Annotated in this window: 18 protein-coding genes and 1 tRNA gene; 12 read left to right on the forward strand and 7 right to left on the reverse strand. The window is 55.4% G+C overall.

Features of this window, described 5'->3' with window-relative positions; genetic code table 11:
- The first annotated feature begins 15 nt into the window (after positions 1 to 15).
- From PG900_RS08825 to PG900_RS08840, 4 genes are all read left to right on the forward strand, one after another.
- Positions 16 to 92, forward strand: a tRNA-Arg gene (locus PG900_RS08825).
- A 209-nt stretch (positions 93 to 301) separates the two neighbouring features.
- Positions 302 to 1,252, forward strand: a complete 951-nt coding sequence (locus PG900_RS08830) for a DUF932 domain-containing protein (protein ID WP_270831286.1) — start codon at positions 302 to 304, stop codon at positions 1,250 to 1,252.
- A 94-nt stretch (positions 1,253 to 1,346) separates the two neighbouring features.
- Positions 1,347 to 2,336 (forward strand): YqaJ viral recombinase family nuclease, encoded by a 990-nt coding sequence (locus tag PG900_RS08835; protein ID WP_270831287.1) that lies wholly within the window; start codon positions 1,347 to 1,349, stop codon positions 2,334 to 2,336.
- Positions 2,333 to 3,310: a recombination directionality factor gene (locus tag PG900_RS08840; protein WP_270831288.1), complete on the forward strand. Its 978-nt coding sequence runs from the start codon at positions 2,333 to 2,335 to the stop codon at positions 3,308 to 3,310. Before PG900_RS08835 ends, PG900_RS08840 begins: the two co-directional genes overlap by 4 nt.
- Before the next feature lie 11 nt (positions 3,311 to 3,321).
- Here the strand turns inward: PG900_RS08840 and PG900_RS08845 are convergent, their stop codons facing one another.
- Entirely contained in the window at positions 3,322 to 3,672 is a 351-nt protein-coding gene (locus PG900_RS08845; protein ID WP_042058285.1) for a helix-turn-helix domain-containing protein, read from the reverse strand.
- A 161-nt stretch (positions 3,673 to 3,833) separates the two neighbouring features.
- Here PG900_RS08845 and PG900_RS08850 point away from each other — a divergent pair, with 161 nt between their 5' ends.
- The 7 genes from PG900_RS08850 to radC all read left to right on the forward strand — a co-directional run bounded on the left by PG900_RS08850 (position 3,834) and on the right by radC (position 7,626).
- A complete protein-coding gene (locus PG900_RS08850; RefSeq protein WP_270831289.1) occupies positions 3,834 to 4,643 on the forward strand; it encodes a hypothetical protein in 810 nt (269 codons plus the stop codon).
- A gap of 107 nt (positions 4,644 to 4,750) precedes the next feature.
- A complete protein-coding gene (locus PG900_RS08855) occupies positions 4,751 to 5,200 on the forward strand; it encodes an IrmA family protein (protein WP_042061748.1) in 450 nt (149 codons plus the stop codon).
- Positions 5,201 to 5,287: 87 nt separating this feature from the next.
- On the forward strand, positions 5,288 to 5,866 hold the full coding sequence (locus PG900_RS08860; protein WP_270831290.1) for a lecithin retinol acyltransferase family protein: 579 nt from the start codon (positions 5,288 to 5,290) through the stop codon (positions 5,864 to 5,866).
- Positions 5,867 to 5,927: 61 nt separating this feature from the next.
- Positions 5,928 to 6,353, forward strand: a complete 426-nt coding sequence (locus PG900_RS08865) for a DUF2787 domain-containing protein (protein WP_065017497.1) — start codon at positions 5,928 to 5,930, stop codon at positions 6,351 to 6,353.
- A gap of 9 nt (positions 6,354 to 6,362) precedes the next feature.
- A complete protein-coding gene (locus PG900_RS08870; protein ID WP_064337147.1) occupies positions 6,363 to 6,773 on the forward strand; it encodes a hypothetical protein in 411 nt (136 codons plus the stop codon).
- Positions 6,766 to 7,014, forward strand: a complete 249-nt coding sequence (locus PG900_RS08875) for a hypothetical protein (RefSeq protein ID WP_231939774.1) — start codon at positions 6,766 to 6,768, stop codon at positions 7,012 to 7,014. The genes PG900_RS08870 and PG900_RS08875 overlap by 8 nt, the downstream gene beginning before the upstream one ends.
- Positions 7,015 to 7,125: 111 nt before the next feature.
- Complete coding sequence (gene radC, locus PG900_RS08880) at positions 7,126 to 7,626, forward strand: RadC family protein (protein ID WP_201996039.1); 501 nt, start codon at positions 7,126 to 7,128, stop codon at positions 7,624 to 7,626.
- A gap of 129 nt (positions 7,627 to 7,755) precedes the next feature.
- On the opposite strand, the gene mads8 is transcribed toward radC, so the two are convergent.
- The 6 genes from mads8 to PG900_RS08910 all read right to left on the reverse strand — a co-directional run bounded on the left by mads8 (position 7,756) and on the right by PG900_RS08910 (position 24,524).
- Complete coding sequence (gene mads8 / locus PG900_RS08885) at positions 7,756 to 13,347, reverse strand: methylation-associated defense system ATP-binding protein MAD8 (protein WP_270831291.1); 5,592 nt, start codon at positions 13,345 to 13,347, stop codon at positions 7,756 to 7,758.
- Positions 13,344 to 15,011 (reverse strand): methylation-associated defense system protein MAD7, encoded by a 1,668-nt coding sequence (gene mads7, locus PG900_RS08890; protein ID WP_270831292.1) that lies wholly within the window; start codon positions 15,009 to 15,011, stop codon positions 13,344 to 13,346. Before mads7 ends, mads8 begins: the two co-directional genes overlap by 4 nt.
- Positions 15,011 to 19,174, reverse strand: coding sequence for a methylation-associated defense system protein kinase MAD6 (gene mads6 / locus PG900_RS08895; RefSeq protein WP_270831293.1), 4,164 nt, complete (start codon positions 19,172 to 19,174; stop codon positions 15,011 to 15,013). Before mads6 ends, mads7 begins: the two co-directional genes overlap by 1 nt.
- A 1-nt stretch (position 19,175) precedes the next feature.
- Positions 19,176 to 20,594, reverse strand: a complete 1,419-nt coding sequence (gene mads5, locus PG900_RS08900; protein WP_270831294.1) for a methylation-associated defense system restriction endonuclease subunit S MAD5 — start codon at positions 20,592 to 20,594, stop codon at positions 19,176 to 19,178.
- A gap of 169 nt (positions 20,595 to 20,763) precedes the next feature.
- Complete coding sequence (mads2, locus tag PG900_RS08905) at positions 20,764 to 22,770, reverse strand: methylation-associated defense system DNA methyltransferase MAD2 (protein WP_270831295.1); 2,007 nt, start codon at positions 22,768 to 22,770, stop codon at positions 20,764 to 20,766.
- Between the two features lie 509 nt (positions 22,771 to 23,279).
- Entirely contained in the window at positions 23,280 to 24,524 is a 1,245-nt protein-coding gene (locus tag PG900_RS08910) for a hypothetical protein (protein ID WP_270831296.1), read from the reverse strand.
- Positions 24,525 to 24,904: 380 nt separating this feature from the next.
- Here PG900_RS08910 and PG900_RS08915 point away from each other — a divergent pair, with 380 nt between their 5' ends.
- Positions 24,905 to 25,822 carry a WYL domain-containing protein gene (locus tag PG900_RS08915; protein WP_270831297.1) on the forward strand — a complete coding sequence of 306 codons (918 nt, stop codon included), beginning with the start codon at positions 24,905 to 24,907 and terminating at the stop codon, positions 25,820 to 25,822.
- Positions 25,823 to 25,909 lie beyond the last annotated feature (87 nt).

Below are 25,909 nucleotides of genomic sequence, written 5' to 3' on the forward strand. Positions count from 1 at the left end.
AATGCCGGCCACAATGCTCCCGTAGCTCAGTAGGATAGAGCGGTCCCCTCCTAAGGGACAGGCCACTGGTTCGACTCCAGTCGGGAGCACCATATAAAACAAGGGGTTAGCATCTTCATGGTGCTAACCCCTTGGTCGTTTTTGGCCTGGGGTACCACACGGGGTACCACAGCGCGCATTCCATAGCTAGAAACCTGAGAGGCAAATAAGTCTCATTTGAATTAATTTCAGATATATATTATCTCCATGAACCTACTCAAGGGACTGCTCTGTGCAGTCCCTTTTTTATTGGAGATTTCTCATGGCTCACCTGATCGACACCATGGCCTACACCGGTCAAACGCCCTGGCATGGCCTTGGCAATGTTTTGCCCCCGCAACAATCTCTCGATATCTGGCTACAGGCAGCCGGGATGGATTGGACCATCGAGCAGAGCGACGTGATGTTTAACGTCGCCTCCGATGCACTGCATATCCGTCCCTACAGCGATAGCAAGGTGCTGTATCGCTCCGATACCCTCACCCCTCTGTCGGTGGTCTCAAGCCGCTACAACGTGGTACAGCCTCACGAGGTGCTGCACTTCTATCAAGACCTGGTAGAAGCCGGTGGCTTTGAGCTGGAGACCGCAGGCTCGCTCAAAGGTGGCCGCAAGCTGTGGGCACTGGCTAAGACCGGCCAGGATCTGAAACTCAAAGGCAATGACTTGGTAAAGTCCTATCTGCTGTTGGCGACCAGCTGCGACGGCACACTCTGCACCACGGCACAGTTCACCTCGCTGCGGGTGGTATGCAACAACACCCTGCAGATGGCACTGTGCGGTGCTACCGGCGCCATCAAGGTGCCCCACTCCACTCAATTCGATGCGGCGACCGTCAAAGAGTCGCTCGGGCTGGGGCTCTCTCATTGGGATGAGTTCAAGGCACAGACCAAGGCGCTGGCACAGCGGCCTGCCCCCCCCGAAGAGGCGCTGCGCTTTTTCAGCGACTTGCTGGCGCAACCGCTGGATGAGGAGAACATCATCCTCACCAAGCCGGTACAACGGCTGCATGAGCTCTATCTGGGCGCAGGCATGGGCTCAGAGCTTGCAAGCTCCCGCAATACCGCCTGGGGGCTGGTCAATGCGGTAACAGAATACGTTGATCACCACCGCCGCGCTCGCAGCCAAGACCACCGGCTCGATTCCGCCTGGTTTGGTCAGGGCGCCCAACTCAAATCCCAAGCCCTGAATCAGGCACTCACTCTGCTGCAGTAATTCCGCTTCCCCATTCAAACCGCATAACGACCTCACCCGGACTGGCACAAGCCAATCCGGGCGTCGCCATTTATGCCGTCAACAAGGAATAGTCATGAAAGCAAAAGCCAAATACGGCCAAGCCCTGCGGCTGGCCTCCACTACCCAATTAACCCGCGAGCAGTGGCTCGCTATCCGCAAACTCGGCATTGGCTCCTCCGATGCCGCCGTGGCAGTGGGGCTATCCCCCTACAAATGCCCGCTCAGCCTGTGGTTGGAGAAGACTGGCCGCAAGGAGCCGGAGGATATCTCCCATAAGGAAGCGGTGCTGTGGGGCATTGAACTGGAGCCGGTATTGGCGCAGGTCTATGCCAAACGCACCGGCTATAAGGTGCGCCGGGTCAATGCGGTGCTGCAACACCCCGAGCAACCCTTCATGCTCGCAAACCTCGATCGGGAGGTGGTCGGCCATCCCGATGGGCCGGGCATTCTGGAGATCAAGACCGCCAGCTATCACAGCGCCCCTCAGTGGGAGGAAGGGGTGCCAGTGGCTTACCAGTGTCAGGTACTACATCAACTGGCCGTCACCGGCCATGCCTGGGCTGAGGTGGCAGTGCTGATCGGCGGCCAGGATTTTCGGATTTACCGTATCGAGCGTGACGAAGAGAAGATCCAGGATCTCACCGAGCGGGAAGCGCAGTTCTGGCAGATGGTGCAACAAGATCAGCAGCCTGAGCCTGACGGATCCAGTGATGCCGCCAATGCCCTGAGCTGGCTCTTCCCCCATGACGATGGCCAGACGCTGGATCTCTCCGATTCCCCCGAGTTCAACCAGCTGTTTGGGGAGCTACTGCGATTGCGTCAGCAAAAGGAGGCTGTCGAGCAGCAGGAGTCACAACTCAAGCAGCGGCTACAAGCCACTTTGGGTGAAGCCACTGCCGGGCTGTTTGCCGATGGCAAGATCACCTGGAAGCGCAGTAAAGACCGGCTGGCACCGGACCTGGATAAGCTCGGTCAGGATCATCCCGACCTGCTCACCCGTTACGTCAAACCGGTGCCCGGCGTGCGCCGTTTCACCATTCAACCCTTGAGGCAAACACCATGATCAAAGGACTGGCGATTACCCCGCCCGTGATCGGGCGGATCTGCATCGGCAAGCTGGTGCAAAAACAGGATAAGTGGGTACCGGAGAAGGACGACAGTTTCACCCTCACCACCCAGATACAGCAAAAGGGGGGATGGTTGCTCCATCCCCTGCATCAACACTACTCATCGCAGAAAAGTGGCCAGGGGCAAGAGCAGACCAAGATCCGCGCCATTCCGGTGCGGGTACTGTTCAACGATAGCGACTTGAATCTGCGGGCGGAATACAGCGCCTTTGACCGGCAAACCGGCAGGCCGCTCTGTGTCGGGAATGGGGAGGTGGCAAGACGCGTGGGGGCACAAGGCATGGAGGAGGTCAGCTGCCCTGGACCAGAGCGCTGCGCCTTTGCCGGGCAACAGGGCTGCAAGCTGTACGGGCGACTGAACCTGTTTGTGGAGGGGCAAGGGGATGAGCTGGGCAGTTTTATCTTCCGCACCACCGGCTACAACTCGGTACGCACCCTGGCGGCGCGACTGAAGTACCTGGAGGCAGTAAGCGGGGGCCATACCCGCTATCTGCCGCTCACCCTGCGGTTGCGGGCCAAGAGCACCACCCAGTCCTACCGCACACCAGTCTACTACGTGGATTTAACCTTGCGGGAAGAGACCAACCTGACCGAGGCAGTCAAGCTGGCACAGGAGGCGGCCCAGCGTGACCAAGAGGCGGGGCTCGCCATCGACCAGATGGAGCAGGCCGCGCGTGAATTGCTGCGTAACGGCCAATTTGAGGATATCGATGAAGAGGTGCCGATGCTGCTGGAGGAGTTCTATCCCGAAGCCAGCACTGACGAAACGAATGGTAACGCGAGTGCGGAGGCGACAACCTCGCATAGCACACCACAAGGCCAAGCAACCAGAACACCACAGAGACCACAACCAAGAAGGAGTCCGCTCACCAATAAATTGGGGAAAGGGAACCCATCACCTCCCCAGTGAATGGTGGATGATCAGCTGGGACGAGCTAACCGCTCCACCAACCGTTCTACTGTTTCCAGCAACAGGGTTCGGTCGGCATCATCGAGCCGGGCCAGTTGCTGGCTCAGCACAATGCCCTGCTCGGTCGGGCGGTTACTGGCCTCGCGCAGGAAATCCGCCAGCTCACAACCAAACAGCTGAGCCAACTCCGCCAACCGCACAACGGTCGGCACCACAATCCCCCGCTCCATCCGGGAAACGGCTTCCATCCCGATATTGAGGTGTTCAGCCACCTGCTCCTGGGTAAACCCTGCTTGGTTACGCTGACGCCCAATCGCCTTACCCACGCTCTTGGCTAACTGCTCAAAGTTGATATCTGTCATAAGTCCTCCAACCAACCCTTATGGTTGGGGGTGGACTCGTTGACATGAAGAACCGCAAAAGGCGAACATCAACCCAATGGGTTGATATTGGGCGTTTTTTGCCTGCCTGACCTGTATAGGGTTATCCCTTTCTCAACGATTTACTACCAACAGGAGTTCTCATGAAACAACTCGTTCTGTTGCTTACCCTGGCACTCACCGCACCGAGCGCCATGGCCAGCAGCCCCAATGACATCTGGTCCTATCAAGACACTGATGGCACCACCTTGGCTCAAGCGTGCAATAACAAAAGTACCTGTGAGCCGCTCTACAAAAACAGCCACTACATTGCCTTGGTCAACAACCGCTCCCAAACAGGCTGTGCCATCGGTGACCTGCTGGTTGCCGAACACGCTAGCCGCAGCTTTAAAAAGCTCGATACCGGCACCTGCAGCACCTCGGCCAGTATCGAGGTCAATACCTACAATCGGCTGAACAACATCGATGTCATGGTCGGTGACCGGCTCATCAAGCGTTATCCACTGGATGCTTGGAAGTGGGAGGAAACAAGAAAGGAAGGTAAAAAACCATCTTGGAGCAAAGCGGAGGAAAATGCTGGCACACGAAAATCATATTGGAACTATGAGAGAGACTATTACCGCTCTGATGATGGTTTTATTTATAGTTATAATTTAATTGGCAGCGCCAAGACTTTACACATAAATTGCGCTTATGAATCCTCCGGGGATTTAAAACATGGAAAAATATCGCTTTATCATAATGGTTCATTGGAACTTAAAAGAGTCTCTGTTTTAAATGTTGATGACAAGAATATATCCATTAAAGCCAGCAACAAAGCAGAATGGGATACGGCGATTAATGCATTGTTTCAAGCATCTCAGATAACCTTTAAAGATGACTCGGAGAAAGTTACGATATATGTAGATAAAGATATGGTAAAACTTCCTGAAAAAATCAAGTGTGATTATTAATGCACTGCAACAATGATACATCCAACGGATGTTAAACATAAAGCTGCGTTCCTTATCTGAATTAAGCATACACCAGTGGAGTGTCGGCACCTTAAATGAGAGCGACCATGTATCACATGAATAAATACCATTTATTACCACTGTTTGCTGGATTACTATGGACATCGGCCAGTGTCGCCCAAGATCAGCGCTACCTCGCTATCCAGCACACTGACACTGTCTACGCCAACCAAGGCGTTTGTGCGTACCACTTCTCCCTCGATAGCGGTGGAGTCGATGAGTTTGGTCACTTGTACATCTCGCTGCAGTTTAATGACAAGAAGGGCAAGGCCCTGGCCGAATCGACGCTGGAGGTTGAACCCTTCGGCGGGAGCTCCGCCACACGCTATGGTGGTGGTTTTACGGAAGTTGATTGCGGACAGGTTGAGCAAGCCAAATCCATCGCCATTATTCAGGCGACCGAGGTCTTTGCACATAACCAAGTTACCCGGCTCCCCATCTCCACCTTCACCCCCAAGTTTTACCAACCACTGAAGATCACCGTGAGCGGCAAGTAGCCCGCTCAGGAAAAACAAAGCCAAAGGGCGTCACCATTACGGTGACGCCCTTTTTCATTTCCAACCCTTGATGAGGATCATCACTCCATGACACGACATTTCATTATTGGCGATCACTTGGTTGCACCACAACCTGAAGGCCGCCATCACGGGATCTTTGTTGGCCATGACCAGGTCATTCATTGTCTTCCATCCCCTACAGGAGAGCACTCAGGCCAACTGGCGCGGACATCCCTGACTGAATTCAGCCAACACGGCGTCATTGAGGTCAAGCCCCATGCCCAACGGCTGTTCAGTCGAGAGGAGTGTCTGACGCGGGCCTACGCACGGCTCAGCGAAGGTGCACAAGGCCAGCCATTTGCCAGTGGCGAGCAATTTGTTACCTGGTGCATCGAAGGACTTGCCCGTCCCCCCAAGCTGCTGCAGACCGCAGTTGCAACCGTAGTGGCAGCCGAAGTGGCTCGCCATACGCTGGGGAAAGCGGCCACCAGTGCAACAGCAGGACTTGCTGCCAGCACGCTGGCCACGACTGCTGGCAGTAGTGGCGCCGCTGCGACCGTGGTGCCCGTTACCGGTATTGCCGCTGCCCCGCTGTTAGCCCCCCTTGCCGTGGGCGTTGTCGCTGCCTATGGCGTCAGCAAACTATGGGATTGGTTAAACGACTGATCCATCACTTCAAAGCAAAAGCAGGGGGTTCCCCCTGCTTTGAACTTAATGAGGAAACACCATGACTATTCCCTTTTTCCGGGACGGTTTTGCCCTATCCGTTGACCAAGCATTGCTGGTTCTGCTCGACCAAGAAATAGCTAAAACCGAGCTCAATATTGAGCGCTTAACCCAACTGACCTTCAACTTTCGCAACCCCGGCTACAGCGTCGAACAAGGCGGTGTGCACCCAGTTGAGATCCGCCTGATTCGTGGGCTCGATGGCTGGCTGTTCGATTACGTCACCGACTTCAGCTACCAGGGGCAGGGCCAAAACGCTGAGCTCTGCAAGGAGCTCGATTTCAACTTCCTCGATGGGGAACACACCATGTTGGGCTGGGGACCGTTGCGACTGGCCGAAGCGCGGGAGTTGTTCGATATCTGGCAACGCAACTTCATTGCCTACTGCCGGTTGGAATGCTTCAGCGTCACGGTCGCAGGAGATTAGGAGGATACAATGATCCAAGAATTAGCGCTTTCCCACTACTCCCGTCAGTGGCTGGGACACGTCGCGGCGAGCGCCAAGTTAACCCCCACCCACATTGGTCAACGTTGGCTGCTTCACCTGACACCGGATCGCCCACATACCCGCACAGTCACCTTACAAGTGCGCTGGTCTGGGGCACAGTGGCAGTTGCTCACCCTCACCAATGCGGAGGACTCGCACACCATGAACCAACCTAGAGATGAGATCTGCATCGACCCCAAACGCAGTTGCTTCTGGCATTGTAAAGCAGGGCCAGTGCCGCTCACCGAGCAACCCCGCGTACTGGCAAGCTTCTTGGCTGACCTACAGCGCATCTGCATCCACCGCGGCTATGCCGTGGAAAGTGACCCCATCCCGGACAAGGAGAGCGAAGATGATTAACGCCGTGATCGCCATCGAGCTGGAGGTTTATCTTGAGCACGATGGTCAGATTGAAGCTGTGCATGACCGAGACAAGCCGGTGGACGGTTATGCCCTCTACCTGCGCTATGAAAATGAACGGGGCGATGCACTGGTGCAATCTATGCGCCCACCCGGATCACCGCTGGCTAACCCAGTTCGGCACCCTACTAGCCACCAGTTACCACATTCCGCTGCACGACTACACACCTTGGCGGCCTGAACACCGCCAACCAAGCCTGCGGTCACACCCCATGCAATAACCAATTAACCAACTACCTCGCCTACCCTGTCGCGTCCAATGCGGTGGGGCGATGGCGTATGGAGCCTAATCATGTTGCATCACAAACTGATCGCCGGGGAGACCCCCGGCACCTACCGGGTGACTGACCTTGTCACCGACGATGACCTGCTCACCATCGCCCAAGCTGTTGCCCGGCAGAAACTGGCCAAGGGCGAAGCTATTACCGATAAACACTTGGCCCATCAAGCCCTGCAAGGGCTGCTGCAAACATGGGAGCGCGAAGTTTTTGCGGCACTGTTCCTCGATAACCAACACCGGATCCTGGCCTACGAGGAGCTGTTCCTTGGCACCCTGTCCGCTGCAACCGTCTACCCCCGCGATGTCATCAAGCGGGCACTGCACCACAATGCTGCCGCCCTGATGCTGGCGCATAACCACCCATCGGGATACCCGGAACCCAGCCGGGCAGATATCGAGATCACCCTGCGCCTACAGGATGCCCTGGCACTGGTGGATATCCGGATTTTGGATCATCTGGTCGTCGGTACTGAGGGAGTGGTGTCGCTGGCAGAACGAGGGCATTTACAGTGAGTCCTCACCTTTAGGTTGTCATACAATTAAGGCCCACCAACTCTGGTGGGCCTTAATTGTGGTTTTATTTTTTTGGCGTTGAACGCAACAAGCTGGTGCAGTATCACCAGATATATTTCAACCATGCCTTTAGCTTAATGTTGTTAGCTCCTCAACTGCGACTCTTGTTGCACCACCATGTTGTGTAACTCGGGCCCGACACTTTATCTTAATTGCACCTCGTGAGAATGAATCATCCGAGGCCTTACTTGACCACACATAGGCTTCCCCTGCTTTAAGGAGAGACATACGTTCTGGAGTCAAGTTACCAAGAGCGGCATTGGCTTTTTGAATATGTTTCAGCCAAGCAGGAGAGTTAAACTTATGCATGATTATCTGGCTTGAAAGCTCAATAAGACTAACAGGCACTGATGGCGGGTCCTGGCTCGCCACCATGATACTAACCCCCTTGTGCCGCATTTCTCGTACAACCTCGATGAGCCCTGCAACCAGATCGGGACTTTCGATATATTTGTGAGCCTCATCGAACACCACCAGTTTGTTGAAGCTGCGCCCATCTATCCGGGCATCAGCGAACAACTGCAGGAGCACAACAAACAGTCCGAGAGCCTCGTCCTTCTCAATGAACTCGTCTCGTAGATCGACGATGACCAGTCGACCAGGTCTCACAACCTCGGTAAGAGATGTGCCGTCATTGATATACTCAGCGGCTAAATCGAGACGCATCCGAGCCAACTCCTTGAGGTGTTCGGGAACTGATGATGCGTCGATGCCCGTACGTAAGCCCTCAAGGGTGATGTCATCACGCATCGCCTTCATGATGCGCATGATCTGGCGGATATAGGTGGCTTGATTGCCTACGGCGCCCATCAAAAACTTCCAGTGCGAAGCCTTCAGCTCTGATGCAGAGAACTGCAAAGGCCGTACTTCGATGTCTGGGTACTCGGCCTGACGCTCTTCGATCTTGTCTGTTGGAACAAGAAGCAAGACATCTGCGAGTGCTTTTGGCTCCGCGCCATAGCTCTCCTTCAGCGCACGAACCTGATCTTCCACAGAATTCGCCCCCACCATCGACGTAAACTCAGGCTTGTAGTCCATCGTCGGGCTGTAGTGGAAAATCACCGTAGACAGCGGCTCGGGCAGGCAGTTGATACCAGGGATCTGCAGCGAAGCCATCTCTGCCACGCAGCCCAAGGTGTAGCTCTTCCCACCCCCCTGAACGCCGAACAGGCTGATGGTGTGGGTCTGATTGAGGTCAAGTGCCACCTTGCGTCCAGACACTTCGCCAATCAGGCCGTACTGAGGTGTTGCTCCTGTGGTACCAAGCATGATGTCGTAGGCCACTCGGCTATCGGTAGCCTCGCTGTCTTGAGACTGCGACCGTGTAGCGAACGCATTCTGGGGAGCCACCTCCTCCGTAACAAGAACTGGTGAGGGCACTTGTTCCGTGGTCGTATCTGAACCCGACGCGTCTGTAGACGGTAGTAATGTGTCAGGGCTTGCAGCCTGTCCGGCGTCAATTGACCTCGAATTCGTTTGAGCCAAGGTGGTTGGTTCCAGCTCCCGCACGGGCACGCTGGAAGCCACCTCATGTTGCGTTAATCTTTCCCTCGGGCGGTCGTCCCAAGCGAGCGTTCGATCCCGTGGTGGGCTAAGGAAGGCTGCCGTTTCAAATGTGGGGACAGCCGGTGCCAACTCCCTGCGACGAAGCAGTTCCAGCGTGACCTCTCTCACTGTGTCGGTAGAGCGTGAGTACTGGATACTGGCCACTGTTTCGGTGTCAGTAACGGCCGACTCAACCAACTGTCGGATCAAATCACTACCGATCCGATAGAACTCGATGCCGTTTTCATGCTCGGCGGGCTCAGTACCTGGCTTGCTGAAGTCAAACACCACTGCACTTCGCGTGAATTGCAGGGTGTAAGGGTATTCATCGAGACGTCGCAGGAAGTAGTGGGCTTCTTCAGCTGCTTCTGGCAAGACCACGCCGTAGCGCTCAGAGCGATCTAGGTAAAAGCCTAGCAGCGCAGCAAGATCTCGATTCTTTATAGGGCGGTCAGGCCGATCTACATCAGCCATCTTGGGGTCGAAGTGATAGGCCAATACGTGCTCGGACTGAGCTATCTGATCCGCGATTGACGCCTTCAACTGCGCGTATGCAGCCACATCGCCCACCTGGCTGTAGCACTTCACTTCGACCAGCCGGCACGTCACTACACGGCTTGCTGGATCGAGATCGAACAGGGCAAGGTCAGTCCGCCGGAAGCTGACTTCATCGCCCATTTCCTCAGCGCTTTGTTTCAACGCCTTGTACAGCTCCAAGTGTGCGTCTAACGGCACGACGACTTGGTTCTGGAAAACGCCCTGGTGTTCGAGGAACAAGCGCGAAAGCGCCAAACCCATAGCCTCAGCCCGCTGGGAAGATGAGGACAGTAGCTTCAAAGCCAGCCGTCCAGACAACGAGCGAAGCTGATCCAGCATTACCAAGGCATGTCGACCCGTGTTGGGCAATCCGTATTCGCTCAAGATCGGGATCAGCAAAGACTCAAGCTCTGCAACAGATCTCGATGTAATAGCCAAACGATGGCTCATCGCGTTCGCCATGTCAGGCGAGTGGTCGATCAAGTAGTCTGGCCGAGTGGCATGTCTGCGATGGTCAAAGAACTCGATTCCCAAGTTCCGATCAATCGTGAGCACCCAGTCACTGACCTCATGCACTTGATGAAGCATGGCGCGCTCATCTGCGGACAAGCTCAACGCAACCACTGGACGTGCATGTGGTAGGTATTGACTGCGAGCAAGCGTCGCCACAGCGACCGAAACCGCACGGGACACGCCCCCCATGAGGTCGGATAACGCCTCTGCCCCCTCTAGCGGCTGTGCGACACCATGAAGCGGACGACGTAGCCAAGTGATGGACTGCTCGTCCTCCAGATAATCCACTTCGAAGGGCTGAACCAGTCCATGGACAAACGACGAATCATCACTGCCTTGAACATCAACTGCTCGAATTTCCTCTGCCGGGAACAGATCGAACAAGAAGGAGAGGTGCGCAGCATGCAAATCCGGGTCCTCACGGAACTCCTTGATCGCACGAATGGCCAGTCGCAGCTTGGGGTGCAGATGGCTGCTGGTCGGCGTCGAAAAAGCATCAGCCTCCTTTGCGCTGGTTCCCGAGTCCGGCGACAAGAGTTCCAGCAAAGCTTCCCCGGTCGAGGGCGCTCCCGGATCAAGCACGAAGAGCCGGATGTCATAACGCAGATCGGCGAACTCAGGATGTCGCTGCAGTGCCAGCAACACCTCGGCCAACGCACCGGCGCGCCCCGCATTGAAAGCGTTGATCGTCAGCGTCTCAACATATGGGTGCTGGACCAGATAACGCTGCACGCGCGCGGCAAGATAAGCACTATCAATGCTCGCACCACCGATGGCTGGCTCTGGTAGGCCAAGAGCAGCGCACACCTCCCCAATCAGTCCACGAGGATCTTTCTCATCGGTCGCTGCGTACAAAGACCAGAACGGGTTGATGTTGTCTACAGCCAACGCTGTCCGTCCCAGCTCCTCACCGAAAGGAACGACTGGAGGAAAAGCAGCTGGCGCCAACTGCTTGATCACCGCGTCGCGTGTGGGGACTACGAACTCCTTGTTGCTAGACCGGCTCTGCTCCATCCAAGCCTGCCCGAGATGGCTCCACGTGACGTGCCAATTGGCACGCAACGGATGTGTTGGCCCCAGCAGAACAGCATCTCGGCGCCTGCCTTGATAGTCTTCCAACACGAGGGCCACCGAATCGATGGTAAGCGCATAGCGAAGCTCATCCATAGCTTGCCGCGCAACGGCCGTCTCTGTGGAGCTGGTACGAGCAAGCACTGCGTCGATCCAAGCCAGATAGGCGGAGGCATAGTTCTGTGCCGGCTCCTGAAGGGACAGAAGATCGCTGGCCTGCATGATCAGCCGTTGGTCCCCCTTCAGTACAGCGGCGAACAATGTCTCCCGCGCCTCTCGAAACCGAGTAACCTCGTCTGAGACTGGCCACTGAAACGACGTAGTGGATCGTGTTGCAACACCCGAAGCACTGATCGAAAACCTTAAACGGTTGAGACCTTCGGGGTCTTCTAAAAACGCTCGCTCCAAGTCAGCCAATCGGCTGGACACCAAGACGTTCGCCTTACCCTCCTTACCCAGGCGAATCTCCAAGGTCTCTCCGCTGGCCGTGGCCTTGCTACTGCGTTCTACCCAGCCGCAACCGGTAACAGTAACGGTATCAGGATCGCGATCCTGGGCTACGGCCGCAAAGCGTGCACGCAGCAATGCATGCATCAAGCTCGCCTCACGCGGAACTGCACGCTGTGGTGGTTCAACCTCGACCTCATCATCAGTGACCACGTAGAAGAGATCACTCTCGTTAGAGCTGGCATACACCTCAGATAAATCACCATTGAATTGAATAGGATTGCCTTCTCCGTCCGCGAGAGGAATGCGTTCACCGTCTTCGGTCTCTGCATACACACGCACGTAGTGCCAGCCTTCTTCCCAGTCGATCTTACCAATCGAAGAAAAAGCAATCGTGCCGGAGTCGGTTCCTTTGGTCCAAGCTGCTTTACGCCTACGCAAACCTGTCGGCCCGTTGTCTCGCGACACAACCTCCGCTACAAACCTTGACAACCCTTCGACCTTGGAAGGCACAGGGTCAACACGGAAAGAGACACTGAACTTTTTGAGCCCGGTCTTTGAGATGGGCAGCACCTTATGCCCGATCAACTCGGTCAAGCGGGGATCTTCATTATCATCCTTCACCACAGGCAGGTCAGGCAGCGCGACATCGCCTATGTAGATCGCGTCCGGATTAACACCTCCGTCCTCGAACAACCATTTATTGAACGCAAGTCGCCAATTCACACGGTCGCGAACGATGGCTTGCGTCCACTCCTTGGGATTGGATACGCCGATACGGAAAAAGAATTCACCCAGTTGCTTGCAGAACACGGGATCCAGCAAGCCCAGCTCAAGTGGTCGAACGCGCTCCGTCTTGGTCGACCATGTCACGCGCTCAACGCACTCCCGGTTGCGAGCCACCCGTATTGGCGCGCTCTCTGCATGCAGGAACAATTCAAAGTCTGGCACCAGAGCAAGCTCAAACAGCGCAGCCCCCATGGCGTCCGGATCAAACTCATTGACCTGGCAAGTGAGCAGGTACCGCGCTACGGCAGCGTCATCTGCATACCGCCACCGGGATTCACGCCGCCGTAACTCGCTCAAGCAGGCCTCTACGGCCACGCGCAAGTTGGCAGGAACTTGGGCAAGCAACTGTCCGCTCAGCTCTGCATAAGCGCCATCAATGGGAATCTCTTCGAACGTGGCAACCCCAAATGAATCTTCCGCTGAGGCGCGTAGGTCATTCGGCACGAACACCAGCAACGGAGGTCTAAGCTCATCGTTTGGAAGCGGGTTCCGCAACTCAACCAGTTTGGTGCTGCTGACGGCCATGTCCGGCGCCATCACTCGCAAGCTCTCATCCGCCAACACTACGACGTTCGCTGACGGCACTGCAGCCCGCAAACCACCAGCCAAACGGATCATCAGCTCCCGATCCAAGTCGGTGACCCGCATGCAATGCCCAAGCTCGCGGGCAGCAAGCAGATGAGATAGCTTTGGAAGCAGAACAGATTCCAGTGCAGCGTTCAATTCTTGACTCGTGAGTTCACGTAATCCCTGGCTCATGAGCACGCTCCTTCATTTCGTTCTGCAATCGTGTAGCGCGGCACCACTGTCTGGGTCACGTAAGCATCAGACAAATCTCGATAGAAGCCAATCTCGCGCAGGCGTCCGGTAAATGCCTGCACATTGCTGCGCAGGGCTTTCCGTTCGTCAATAGTCGGTGAGCCCTCACCTAGCGGCAGCTGATCGATGTACAGCCCATAGCGTTCGCGCAAGAATGACAGCAGGTCATCGATCCGCATCTCGCCGGTGAAGTAACCCAGATCTCCACCTGGCCTCAACACTGCGATCTGCAGCAACACCTCCAGCAGGCGGCTCTCCAAAGTAAATCGCCGAGGCGCATTTCGCGCGCGGGTCTGAGCAAGCAGCGCCCCCGACTTGTTCTTCAGCATCGTCGCGTCCAACGACTCGATGATGTACTTCCGGTGGAAGGCACCACGCAGAGCCACCAGAATCTCGATGTAGGTCTCAAAGTCCGATAATCCCATCTTTGTTATTGCCTCGACCTCTGTATCCAGGCCTGCATCACCTTCGGACAAAGATTCCAGCAACCCAGCCAGGCGCTCACCGAAGAACTTGTCCCGTTCTTCCTCAAACGGTTCTCCTTGAAGGCTATACAACTCTCTCACCGAGAACACGGAATTCAAGGGCCGAATCAGCTTGCCTCGCCGAACGAGGTGTTCAGAAAATTCGTCCAACTTCTTGGCGACGAAGTACGCTCGCACAAATCCTGGAATGCGCCGGTAGTAACCATCTGCGCTGCGCTCAGCCAGTGCTGCGCTTGCGGACTCTGCGCTACCTGACAAATCAACAAACAGTCCCAGCTTGTAGGGGCAGTCCCCCTGAGGCTCGCGTTGCTCACGGGGCTTCATGGGGCAAGCAGATTCGGCGCACAGCGAGTTGGCTCCCTCAAGCTTCTGCCAGGCAGGCAGTAGCTTCAGCAGACGAAGGTGGTACAGCGCCAAGTGGAACGACAAGAGCACCTTCAGGTACTCCACCATCACCGAGCGCGGCATGAAAGGCTTGTAGAACAACAGTCGCTGAATGTCTTCGGCCATCAGATCGGCTGAGCCTATGCACACTGGTGCGAACCGATCTCCGCCAGCGCGCGTGTCTGCCGTGTCTTTCCTCTGCGACAAGAAATGCAGCAGCGTCGCCGTCTCTATGTCTGTCAGCGCTTTGTCGTTCAGCTCTCGCGTGAGCTTGTCGAACCCGTCGAAGAAAAAGCCCTTGAGATGCTCGATGGCCTTGTGGCCTGCGAGGTGGCGTGCGTGATGCAGCATCTGATAGAGATGCTGTGCAGCCCCGTAGTCACGCGAGTGCTTCGGATTACGAAAGCGATAGGTGTAGCCGTGCAGAGGGCGTGGCCCCGCCACAGCAGCGTTCTTCTTGCCGCGGTTCACGATGTCCATCAGATGCGTTTCCACCCAACGCTCTACTATGTCTCGATGCTGCGTGAAGCCCAAGAACTTGTCGCGGGCATCGAGGATGTCATCGACGAACTTGTCCACGGTCAGTTCTCGTTTGTCGCGGAAAACGCTCGGGTAGCCGCCATGCTCCAAGCGCTCGAACAGACCCGTGAGCACCCGATCCATTTCAATCATCTTGAAGTCGAGATAGCTGATTTTCGGGAGCCGGAACTCCCTGTCCTTTTTCTGCAATGCCATCAGTTCCCCCTAGAGCCGCTCTCTGCGACTTCTTCTTGGCGCGCACCAGCCACCGGTCCGTGCAGCAATCGCATCTCCACCCGCCCATCGTCATGGCGGGCCAAGCGGTAGAAGTCGTGCCCCGTGGTGGTCAGCAAAATTTCGCGGTACGGCTGTGCGTTGAGGCTGTTCTTGAACACACCGAGACAGAGATAAAAACCCTGCATCTCTTCAACGCTAGGCCGATAGCCTTGATTCAGGCGCACTAGCATTTCGAACACATCGAGGTTGATGATCAGTTCGCTGCTGATGGCACCTGAGCCCTGGCCTTGGTACTTCAGCAGTAGACCGGTCGGCAGGTGTTCAACGAAGCGAGCCTTAGCTGCAAAGTCTTGTACCTGAAGCCCAAAACCCTCCACAGGGAAGAGCCGGTAGCTGCGTATCGTACCGTGTTCGACCTGCCGCAACTGCAAGGCTAGGCTGGCTCCAAGTCGCTCTGGGTGCAGCAGCCCTTCCCCTCTGTTGATGGCATGCAGGATTTCACTCGTGAGCTCATCGATGGGCATTTCACCTCGAACAATCTCCACCATGCGCTTGGCGGAGCGATAGGGCAGCATTTTTTCCCAGCTGGCGTCACGCCGCTCAAAGAAATGCTTGCGGCGTGCCATAGTCACATACTCGCGATGTTTACGTGCCCGTTGGCGGACTGACAAGTCAGAAACGCCACGCGGCAGATCACTAAACAGGCGCCTCAACACCTCGAAGTCAAACTGTCCTCGGCGCTCGAAGCGGAACAGAGCACGGTCATCAGGTTGAACAAAGTCCAGCCCTCGGTCGAAGCGGGGATCTTCCTGCTGGCCTATATCCAGATCGCTCAGCAGCGTCAAGAGCCGGTCTGATGTGGCTTGCCCGCCTCCCATCCAACTGTTGAAGTAGAAGCTGCGCACCAAGTCATCGTGCTTGCCCGAGGTGTAAAGAGCATGAATTTCACCACAGTCGCGGTTGCCAATCAGCATAAACGACAGAGCTGAACGCAGGTCGCGCATGGTGATGTGCAAACGCCCGCGCAAGTGTGCCATCGTGTAAAGCGTCTTGAGGCGTTCTAACAAGCGCGGCCCGGCGATCTCATCCTGGAAGCTGCGCGCGTTATGCAAGGCGTAGCAGCTGTCCTTCAAGTCACACTGCTCGCATGCGGACCAGTTCTCGGGACGAACGATGCTTCGCAGCGTGCGCTCCAGAATCGATCCGCCTTCCGCATCGGCCACAACACTACGCAGGTTCAGGTTCACTACCGCAACGCCTAATTCAGCTTCTCCGGTAGAAAATGCACGTCTAACAAGGGCCGTGAGTGCCAAGAAGTCCCGCTCATGTGCGGCCAAGAAGTCCACCAAGCGGCCTTCGTTGATCGCTATCAGTCGCGTCTCTTGTGGCCTCCAGGACCCTGTGTCGTTGCCCTTGAACGGGGCTAGGAAGTCCAGCAGCACCTGGTTGTTGTCTTTGTTGCCCTCGTCTTGGCTGCCGTCGTAGTTGATCAGGTAGTGATTTCCCTCCAGGCTCAGTTCGCTGCCGTTTGCCAAACCACGATTGACAACCCCGCCTCGGGCTTCGACCTCTTTCTCCAGCCGTTGCAAGAAGGCAGTCTTGCCATCGCCTGCGTTGCCTGAAATCAGCACAAGCCGGAACTCACCCTGCAGTACAGCAGGCAATAAGGCCCGGTCCAGCGCGGTGTCCACATAGGCAGAGAAACCAAGTGCGTCCATGCCCCGCGTTCCGGCATTGCTGCGGCGGCTTTGGCTGTAAAGAGTCAGCAGGTGTGAAACGAATGCGTTGGAGTTAGGTGCCGATTTAGCCAAGGCAGGCTGCCCGTTGCTCACACCCGTCACCACGGTTGCTAGGCTAACAGTCTGCACTCGACGAGCATGGCGCAAATCTGCCAACGCATCGCGAAATTCAACAGCTGCGTGGAAACGCTCTGACCTGCGAGGCGCGATGGCCTTAAGTAGCACGTTAACCAGCTCCGGCGCTAGGTCGGCAAAGCCCGACAGTTCGCGCGGGTCGGGCGCAGGCTTATTGATGGGGGGCTCTGTCGTATCCCACGGGTAGCGGGCCGTCAATGCCTCATACAAGGTCAGGCCCAGCGCATACAAGTCCCGGTCCGCGCGCTCACTGTTGTGCGGAATGACCTCCGGGTCAAAGTCCGGCGGTAGATAGCGCCGCGAGCCCCCTCCACGTGACTCCTTGTCGTCAGCTCGTACCGACACATTGAAGTCGATGATCTTGGCGCCCTTTTGCGTCCACAAGATGTTGCGCGGCTTAATATCACAGTGATGGAAGCCCTGCGCATGCAGGTGCACCAGGCCCTCAATCACCTGCTTGCCCAACTCCAACGCATCCTCGGGGGACAACAGGCGGTCGTGGATCATGTCGCCGACATCGGCACCTTCCACGAACTCAAACACCAGAAAGGGGATGTCGCGCCCTGGAATAACATCCGCATCCAGTACACGCACCACATGAGGGTGCTCGGGGATATGCACCAGATGGCGGTATTCCTTCTTCAGGCGCTCCAAGGTAGAGTGCCGGTCACTGACGATAAGCTTCACCGTACGCGCCACATCACCCAAGGTGTCGATCACCTTGTAGACTACTCCGAAGCTACCGCGCCCGAGCTTCTTCTCCACGATGAACTTGTGGGTTAGGCGATGGCCTGCCGTCAAGTTCAGGTAGTCGGTTTGGGCATCATCGACTTCAAAGACCTCGGGCTTCGGTGCCTCTGCAGCTTGGCTGGCTGCTTGCGCCACGGGTTGCAGCAAACCATTCAAAGCAGCCAGCGCTGCCGATGCGGTCAGCCGCTGGTGCTCATCAAAAGCGCACAGGCTCTGCAGCCAAGCGTCAAAGGCCTCGTTCAATTCCGGCCGCAGTGCTGAGGGCTTGTGGAGGAACTCCCCGGCCCGATCCCACACTGTGGTGGGCTCACCGGCAAATGGTCGCTCTCCGGTGAATAGTTCGTAAAGGATAACCCCTGCGGAGAAGATATCCGATGAGGTCGATGCGGCACCCGGCTCCCGGAACGCCTCGGGCGCTACATAGGCCTTCTCCACTAAATCAACAATGTCCGTCGCAATCGTCCGGCTGCGGTCCACGCCGGGCTTGGCGAAATCAAAATCGGTGATGCGTGTCGTGCCATCTTGGCCAATCAAGATCGCACCCGGTGTTAGGTTGCGATGCACAACCCCGTGATGATGGGCATGAACTAAGGCTTCCAACAGGTCTTTGGCAACACGCCACTTTTGGTCCAGCGTGAGCGCTAACTGGGGCCGAGCCATGTGCACCGTCAACGCCTGACCCGGAGCATCGTCCAGGATCAGTATGAACGATCTGTCGTCATCGGTCGGGAAGAAATCCCGCGCGGCCACGATGTTGGGATGCAAAGGCAGCTTGGACAGCGCCCGGTAGGCATTGGCTATGCGGTTGACCTGCGCCTTGCGCACGTCTTCGGGCTGGTAGGGATCAGCCTGGTACACCCTCAGCCGAGCCGTACCACCCGCGAACGCATTCTCAGCACGGAACTCAGTGTAAGCCTCCGCAGCCCCGAGCTTTTCTTTCACCTGCCAGTGCCCAAAACTCTGCATGCTAGATGCTGGCTTCACCACCTTCAAGGCATGCAGAATCAACCCCTGTTGCTGGATGATATTCTTCGAGAAGCGTGAAGGGATACGCGTGGCGTCTTTGAAGTAGCGCTCAGCGTCCTTCAGCTTCACCACCCGATCTGCGTCAAGCTGCTCGCGGTCGCTCAGGTGTGCATCCGGTGCGGTGAGCAGGATGGCGGCATCGACATAGATCCCGTCCAGTTCATTCCGACCGGGATTGGCCTGAGTCACCAAGCCCTTCACCGTGCGCGCATGGCCGCGCAGCTTGCCCAGCGGCGACGGATACGGCGCACGCCCCTCGGGGTACCACTTGTTGCCGTACACATCGATGGTGCCACGCGTCCCCTTCACGTCGATCAGGTACAGAGCGTGCGAGGTCAGCAACGCGATGTCGATCTCGAAGCGCTCACCCTGCCGCTCGATCTCGAAGTTGTGGAGCAGGACGAAACTATCTGGCAAGCGATCCCGCAAGTAAGCAATGGCGCTACGCTCTGCATCATTGACCGGCTGACCTACTGGGATCACTTTAGCCATCTCACTTATCTCCCTGAATTCTTGCTTCCAGTATGTCTCGGGCTTCACGCTCCCAGACACAAGCTTGATCCCTCAACTCACGAGCCCTAATGGCTGGCGCACCAATATATTCCCGATCTTCCCGTGATGGCCAGGGTACCTGAATTCGCTTGACGCGTTGCTCATCAGTGTGAGGAATGCTTGACCCGGCAGCCTCTCGCGACAGCAACCGAACTCCATGTTCGCTGGATAGCAGCGTGAATAGATAGCCACCGTCGATGTCGTCTTCTGGGACAATCCGAATCATGTTGTTGCTGCAGGAAAATCCATCGAGATAGCTACCGACCATCACCGAGCGCCCAATGAGCCCCCCCAGTTGACCGGCCTCCTGCACAACGATCATTCCCTTTTTGAGCAGCAGTCGATACGCGGCAGCCACGCGCTTCATCAGGTACTTTTCAGAGGTTGGAGCAAGTTCGAAAACATCCCCACCCGTGATGTAAGGGCTCCCATACTGAGGATCAGAGGCGTAGAGTCGCTTGAAGATTCCTGGTATGAATACCTCAGCCACATCTCCCAGCGTGCGGTTTGCACCAACTGAGTCAAACGCTTTGCGGGACTCCGCGTTTCTGGCGCTGTAGTAGTACGCGTCCCCCCGATCCCGAAAAGCTTCACTGGATACAGTTGCGAAATCTGGTTTGGGCAACTCAGGAATCGGCGTTGGCGGCTTTAATTCAAATATCTCTTGTAAGCGACTCGTAGCTTCTCGCAGCAATTCGACTGCTTGAGCGCGAGCACGTGCAGCAGCATCAGCTTTCGCAGCGATTGCTACTTCAGTCGAAGGATCAAACCGGGGGACAGGCAAACCAGCAATGTGCTCGGGTTCAATGTGCTGAATGATCGCGCCGTAAGTTCCTGAAACAATCAGAGGTACTCCATAGCGACTCGAAAGAAATGCGTAGAGGTACCCAGCAGGAATCTTGTCAGGGTCAGGCACCACCTTCATTACGTGTTGTGATGACCAAATTCCCGCCATATCAGGGCGGACGTAGGCCATACGGCCGATCGTCCCGGAACACGTGATCAGTGTCGTTCCCTCCGTCAACTCAAGATGCGAGAGCTTCTTCGATTGAGCATAAGTCTTCTTTAAGAGAGGCAGCGTAGCCAGGTCCGCATTCGAAATATCGCTGCTGCCAAGGAACGGAACGCCGTACTCCGGGCGATCTACCCAAATGCGCGAGAATACTGGTCCGTTGTAGATGCCGCCCGAATACCCTGAGGTCACAGTCAGCAGCGCGTCTTTACGAACGTTCAAGCGGCGTAGCGCATCCCTGGCTTCTTGAGCGCCAGACATGTAAGGGTTGCAATCCAGTCGTCGCCCACCTTCTTCAAGCCACCCTGATCGAACAATGCGCGCGTTCTTGAAACTCGCGAACTTCATGCTTCGACCTCCAACGGGAACCAAGCCATAAGCGCTGCGTGCATCTCCGCAAAAGCAGCGTCAGTGCACCCCTTGATAGAGATGTGCTCAGCCAGCTTCTGGTTGATCGCTAAAGAACAAGGTTGCCGAGCCGTTCGCTCCACCCATTCACCAGATCCCAGTCGAGTGATCATTTGCTGGGCTCCGGATGTTGGGCGCGGAACTCGGCATACGCCTTGGCGATTTCGGGCAAATCGTCGTCGAGGATACGCTCCTTGCGGTGCAGCGTGCGCACTTGCAAACCGCCGCCGATGCGGACCTTCTCCTCATGGCTGACATCCACCAGGATTTCTTCGCCGTCAGGATGGCGCTTGTATAGCGTGTTGCCACGGCGGTCGAAGCCCACCTTCTCGGCGACTGCCATAAAGACGGGGTAATCCTTCTTCTGGCCCAGATCTTCTGCCTTGATCACTTCTTCAGGCTTGCGCTTCAGGAAGAGCAAGCTGGTCAAAATATTGACATTAGCCTCGACGATGAAAGACTCCACCGGCAGGTCGATGCTGGCCAGCACCCAGCAGTGACGAAGAATCCAATAGCGAATGTATTCGTCACCAGGGTTACCCAAGATGCCATCGGGTAAGACTATGCCCGCCCGGCCGCCCGGCTTTAGCCACTTAACGCAGCGCTCGATGAAAAGCACCTCAGGTGATACAGCAGGCTTTATGGCGTTGGTCATTACGAAGCCATCGCCTTGGCGTTCCCAGCGTCGAGCCAGCTCGTACTGCTCCAAAATAGTCTTTTCAGTGATCGGAATGTCAGAGCCAAACGGGGGGTTGGTCATCAGAACATCGATTGACCCTAGCGGCATGTTGACCTTAGCCGGAGTAACTCCCGGCAAGTCTCCACGCGGAAACTCTAGCGAGTTCATGTGATAGAGGTGGCCCAATGAATTACCCGCCATCATCACGTTCATCTGTGCAGCGCGAACTAGGAAGGGGTCAAAATCCGCACCAAACAAGTTATTAGCTGCAAAATTGGCCAGACGCTCTCGTATGGATACAAACTCCTCGGTGTTTTCGTCACCAGTTTTGATGCGCTTCTCTTCGTGGAAGACCTTATTCAGGTAGTTCAGGGTTTCTACCAAGAAACCGCCCGTGCCGCAGGATGAATCCAGCACACGCTCGTGTTCCTTAGGGGCCAGCATCTTGACAACCAGGCTAATAGCGCCACGTGGAGTGAAATACTGGCCGCGATCACCACGCAGGTTAGTACCTACGATTTCTTGGTAGGCTGCACCCTTGGCATCCACATCAGTACGACCGAAGTCATAGCGAGCCAATTCAGAAACGATGAAAGCTAGCGCCCTGTCTGACAGGGTGATTTCTTCATTACCCTTAAAGAGAGCGCTGTACTCTTTCTTGACCTTTTCAAAGAGTGGCTTGATGCGTTGACGAATAGCCTTCTGGCCTACAGGTTCAAAGGGTTCGAAGGGGCCGACATAGAAGCCACGAGCTTCATTCGGCTGTTGCTCGTCATACATTTTGCAGAAAATGAGGAAGAGGAACTGCCAGAAGGCGGCGTCTTTCGGCATACCTTCATTGCCGTGTATGTAGTTGTGGCACCGCCGAAAAGCGATGCGCAACATTTCCGGGTCAGCGCGGCGCAAGCGGCCCATGGAGCGGCCTTCAACGCTGAAGGTGTCATCTCCCATGGGCCAGTCACCGATCGGATTAAGCCAAGTGTCGAATCGGGAGACCTCTTTCTGGAAGAAGAAGAATTCAAGGCCGTTGGTCCAGAGGCCATAGTGACAGCTTTCGGCTTCGGTCATTACAGCTTCTAACAGCTCAAATTCTTTACGAGCCTCCTCGGGATCACGCATTCGGTAAGCACCTTTGGTTCCTACCTTTGGCTCTTTATCAACCGTGACTGCACGGTAGAGGTTGTCAATTATGTGCGGCTGACCAGGCTTGAAGATGGCGATATCAAGCTTACGGTTTTTACCCAGCACCTTGACCTTGAAGTCAGGCTCCATGTCCTCAGCTGCGATACCATATTCATGGATGATGGCTCGTGCGACCCGCTGCCTAACCTTTTCTTTGTCAGTGTTCTTTACTTGAGCGCCGGTGATGTAATCGAAAATTTTTCCTTCTTCGAGCACATCAGCAGTGATTTTTGACTCTCGACTGAGGTCCGCCATGATAATTTTCCTACATAGAGCAAGGAGTACACAATCTGTACTCCTTGTCCTTTGGTTACCAAGATATTGAAATTGAGGATATTGTTCCACCAGCACTCTCAAACGGCAACACCTTAGGCGCGAAACCGTTCCGCTAGAGAATTCGTGGTTCAGTTGAAAGTGGGAGTGAGATGGAAAGCTATTCTGTTGTTAAGAAAGCTACCTACATCTCCAGACACCATAATCCGGATCATTCTTATCCATTCCAAGGCAAAAAAGACCTTCAAAAATGCGATAACAGGCATGCATTGTACGGCAATCATGCCTGAGACAGTAGGCCCCAAGAGCCCCGGTTATACCCATCGTTTGTAAGGTAGTTCTGGGTCGGTTAGTTGCGGGCTAGATGGTTACGCATTAGGATTCAGTACCTCCTAACGTCCGCTCTTACGCGGTCCAACAGAACGTAATCTGTCTGGTATTGGCCTGCACTGCACCAGTCAATACACACAAGAGCATTGAATTTTAAAGGGTTATTTACATTTCTCACACCACCAACCATTAGGGCCGTTGCCTCTATCTCCCCCACAGTGAGGGCAGGAACCCGGTTTGATAGAGGAATACCACTGGCGTTGCGTGTCGCTCACGGGTTGCGGACTGGCAACGGGGTTGGTCTGTTTCTGGGGAGTGCGGTTTACATTTGCGCCACCTCGCATGCTGGCGTAGGAATACCGTGTAGACACTTCTGCCTTTTCTGCTCTTGCTATTCGTTTCGCACGAGATCTGATGCAAATTTCGCGATAGCAGTAGCCGTCAGCATCAAGACGTTGGTGCTGTAGTTGGCAATTTCGACACGCGGTCGGCGTAGATCGTGGATACTGCCCCCCATTGCTGGTCTTGTCGCTGTCTTGCGCAGCCTGTGCGGCATAGTCCCGCGCTCTCTGAGCGGCGCGCTCCTGTTCAGCCAATCTCATCTGAGCCGTAATCGCCGCTTGGTGCTCGCGTTGCATCCTTTGCTTTGCCTCATACTGACGCCGCGCTTCCTCCAGTTGCTCTTGTTTTAGTTGCTGCTGTCTGGCTTTCTCCTCTGCTTCTTGCCGTCGCTGTTCGGCAAGCTGCTCCAGATCGAGCAGGGCAGTCTCCTCGCGTGGGTGATAGAGCCAATGTAGACAGTTGGGATTTTCGCTGAGAATCGTCAGCATCAAAGTCGTCGTGTCCATCCCTGCCGGGCGAGACTTATCGAACATCCAGTCGCCAAATTGGTTATAACGAACAGCCAAAACGCCTGTTTTAGGGTGTTTGGCAATGAATCGCCCCAGCCACAGCGGGTACAATCCTACAGGCTCGTGCGCGGCAGGAAAGTGTAAGGCAAGGTGGAAGTCTGGTCGGGACATCAACTGAAATAGCCCTGCCGGAACACCATGGGTCTCTGCTTGCGGAACAAATTGAACGCCAATGTCAGCATGGGCCTTAGCAACCAGTTCCTTGACCCCATCAAACGAGGTGTAATGGGCAGGGGTATTGAGCTTCACTACACTTTCCAGCTTAGAGCGCAGCATCAACCGCACACTGGTTTCAAAGGCGTAGAAGCATTTTTCCTTGCTGTCACGGTAATGCGCGAAGCAGTGGCGGTTTTGCTCACCTTTTCTGGCAACGAGCAATCCTTTACAACTGGGACAATGACAACCGGCTGCAAGTCCTCTTTCAACATCATCGACCGAGACAATTGCACCGGTTTCGGTCTTAATTGCGAAGGGTATTTTATTCTGAAAGTCCATCAATCGGTCACCTGAATAAGCTCAACCTTCATTTCTGGTAAGCCGCAGAATAGAGTGGCAACGTCCTCTGCCTTATCCCTTTACCTGCTCCCTTTGAATCTCCACCACGTTCATCTGCTTGGTACCCTTGTACTAAATAAATACACCTAATCGTACTACACCATCCCGAAAACCCTGAGGTATAGGGCCTGGCAACAAAGCCTGGCATGACCTTGTGATTGTGAGAGCAACCGAAGTTGAGCTGCACTTCGGCAATATGCTGGTAGAACGTGGTACAGACAGCACAATCTTTTTCATCACACTGTGATTAACTCAGTATATGTCGCCTGTATACTCATGCCGATACTGGTTACATACACATGTCGCATTTTGGGGCACATATGCCCCCCAAAGAGCTCACTTGGGATCAGACGCTGCGCTTTCGCCTGCTAGAGATCGTGTTGCAATGGGAAGGACGGCTGACCACCAATCACCTGACAACAGCCTTCAATATCGGCCGCCAGCAAGCATCACGGGATATCAATCACTACCTGAGCCACTACTCACCAGAAGGGTTGATCTATGACCGAAGCCTGAAGGGATACAAGCCCACCGAGCAATTCGTACCGCGATTTAGTGAAGGAAAAGTAGATGAGTACCTGATGCTGTTACATCGTGAAAAACAGCACCAACGCCAACATGAAGCGGGGCTGTTGACCCTGCCGCTGATGGATTTGCGCTACGGCCATATCGAGATCTTGGATGTACCCAACCGCCATATCGACCCCAAGATTGTGCGGGGTCTGGTGCAAGCGGCTCGCGGTCAGTTGCGGGTCGATGTCGATTACGTATCCCTCAGCTCAGAGGAGCAAAGCGGCCGCAATATCGTGCCCCATACCCTGGTCTATGACGGGATCCGCTGGCACGTGCGCGCTTACTGCGAGAAGAAAGGGGTATATCTGGATTTTGTGATGAGCCGGTTTCGTGGGGAAACTGAGCTACTTGATACCTCTCCTCACGGCCGGGATCAGGATCTTGAGTGGAACACCCAAGTCACTGCGGTAGTCATCCCCAATCCAACCCTCAGCGCAGGACAACAGGCCATCATTGCCAGTGACTATGCCATGCCAGATGGCAAGCTGCTGCTCAACCAGCGCATCCCTTTGATGCATTACGCGCTGGAGCGCATGCAAGTGAGCTATAACGGCGACCACGAACAGCATCCGCGGCTCTACCCGCTGGTGCTGGCAAACCGGGACGAGTTGGTGACTAAGGGTTGCATCTTCAAGCTCAGGGGTGCGGATCTGCTCAAGAGTTAGAAGAATAAAGGCTGCAATTTAGAGGTAACTAACTATCCCACGCCTATTTTCACTACCTGTGGCCTAAATTTAGCTTCATCGCGGCTT

The organism is Aeromonas sp. QDB03 (assembly GCF_027707985.1).
GTDB lineage: Bacteria > Pseudomonadota > Gammaproteobacteria > Enterobacterales > Aeromonadaceae > Aeromonas > Aeromonas hydrophila.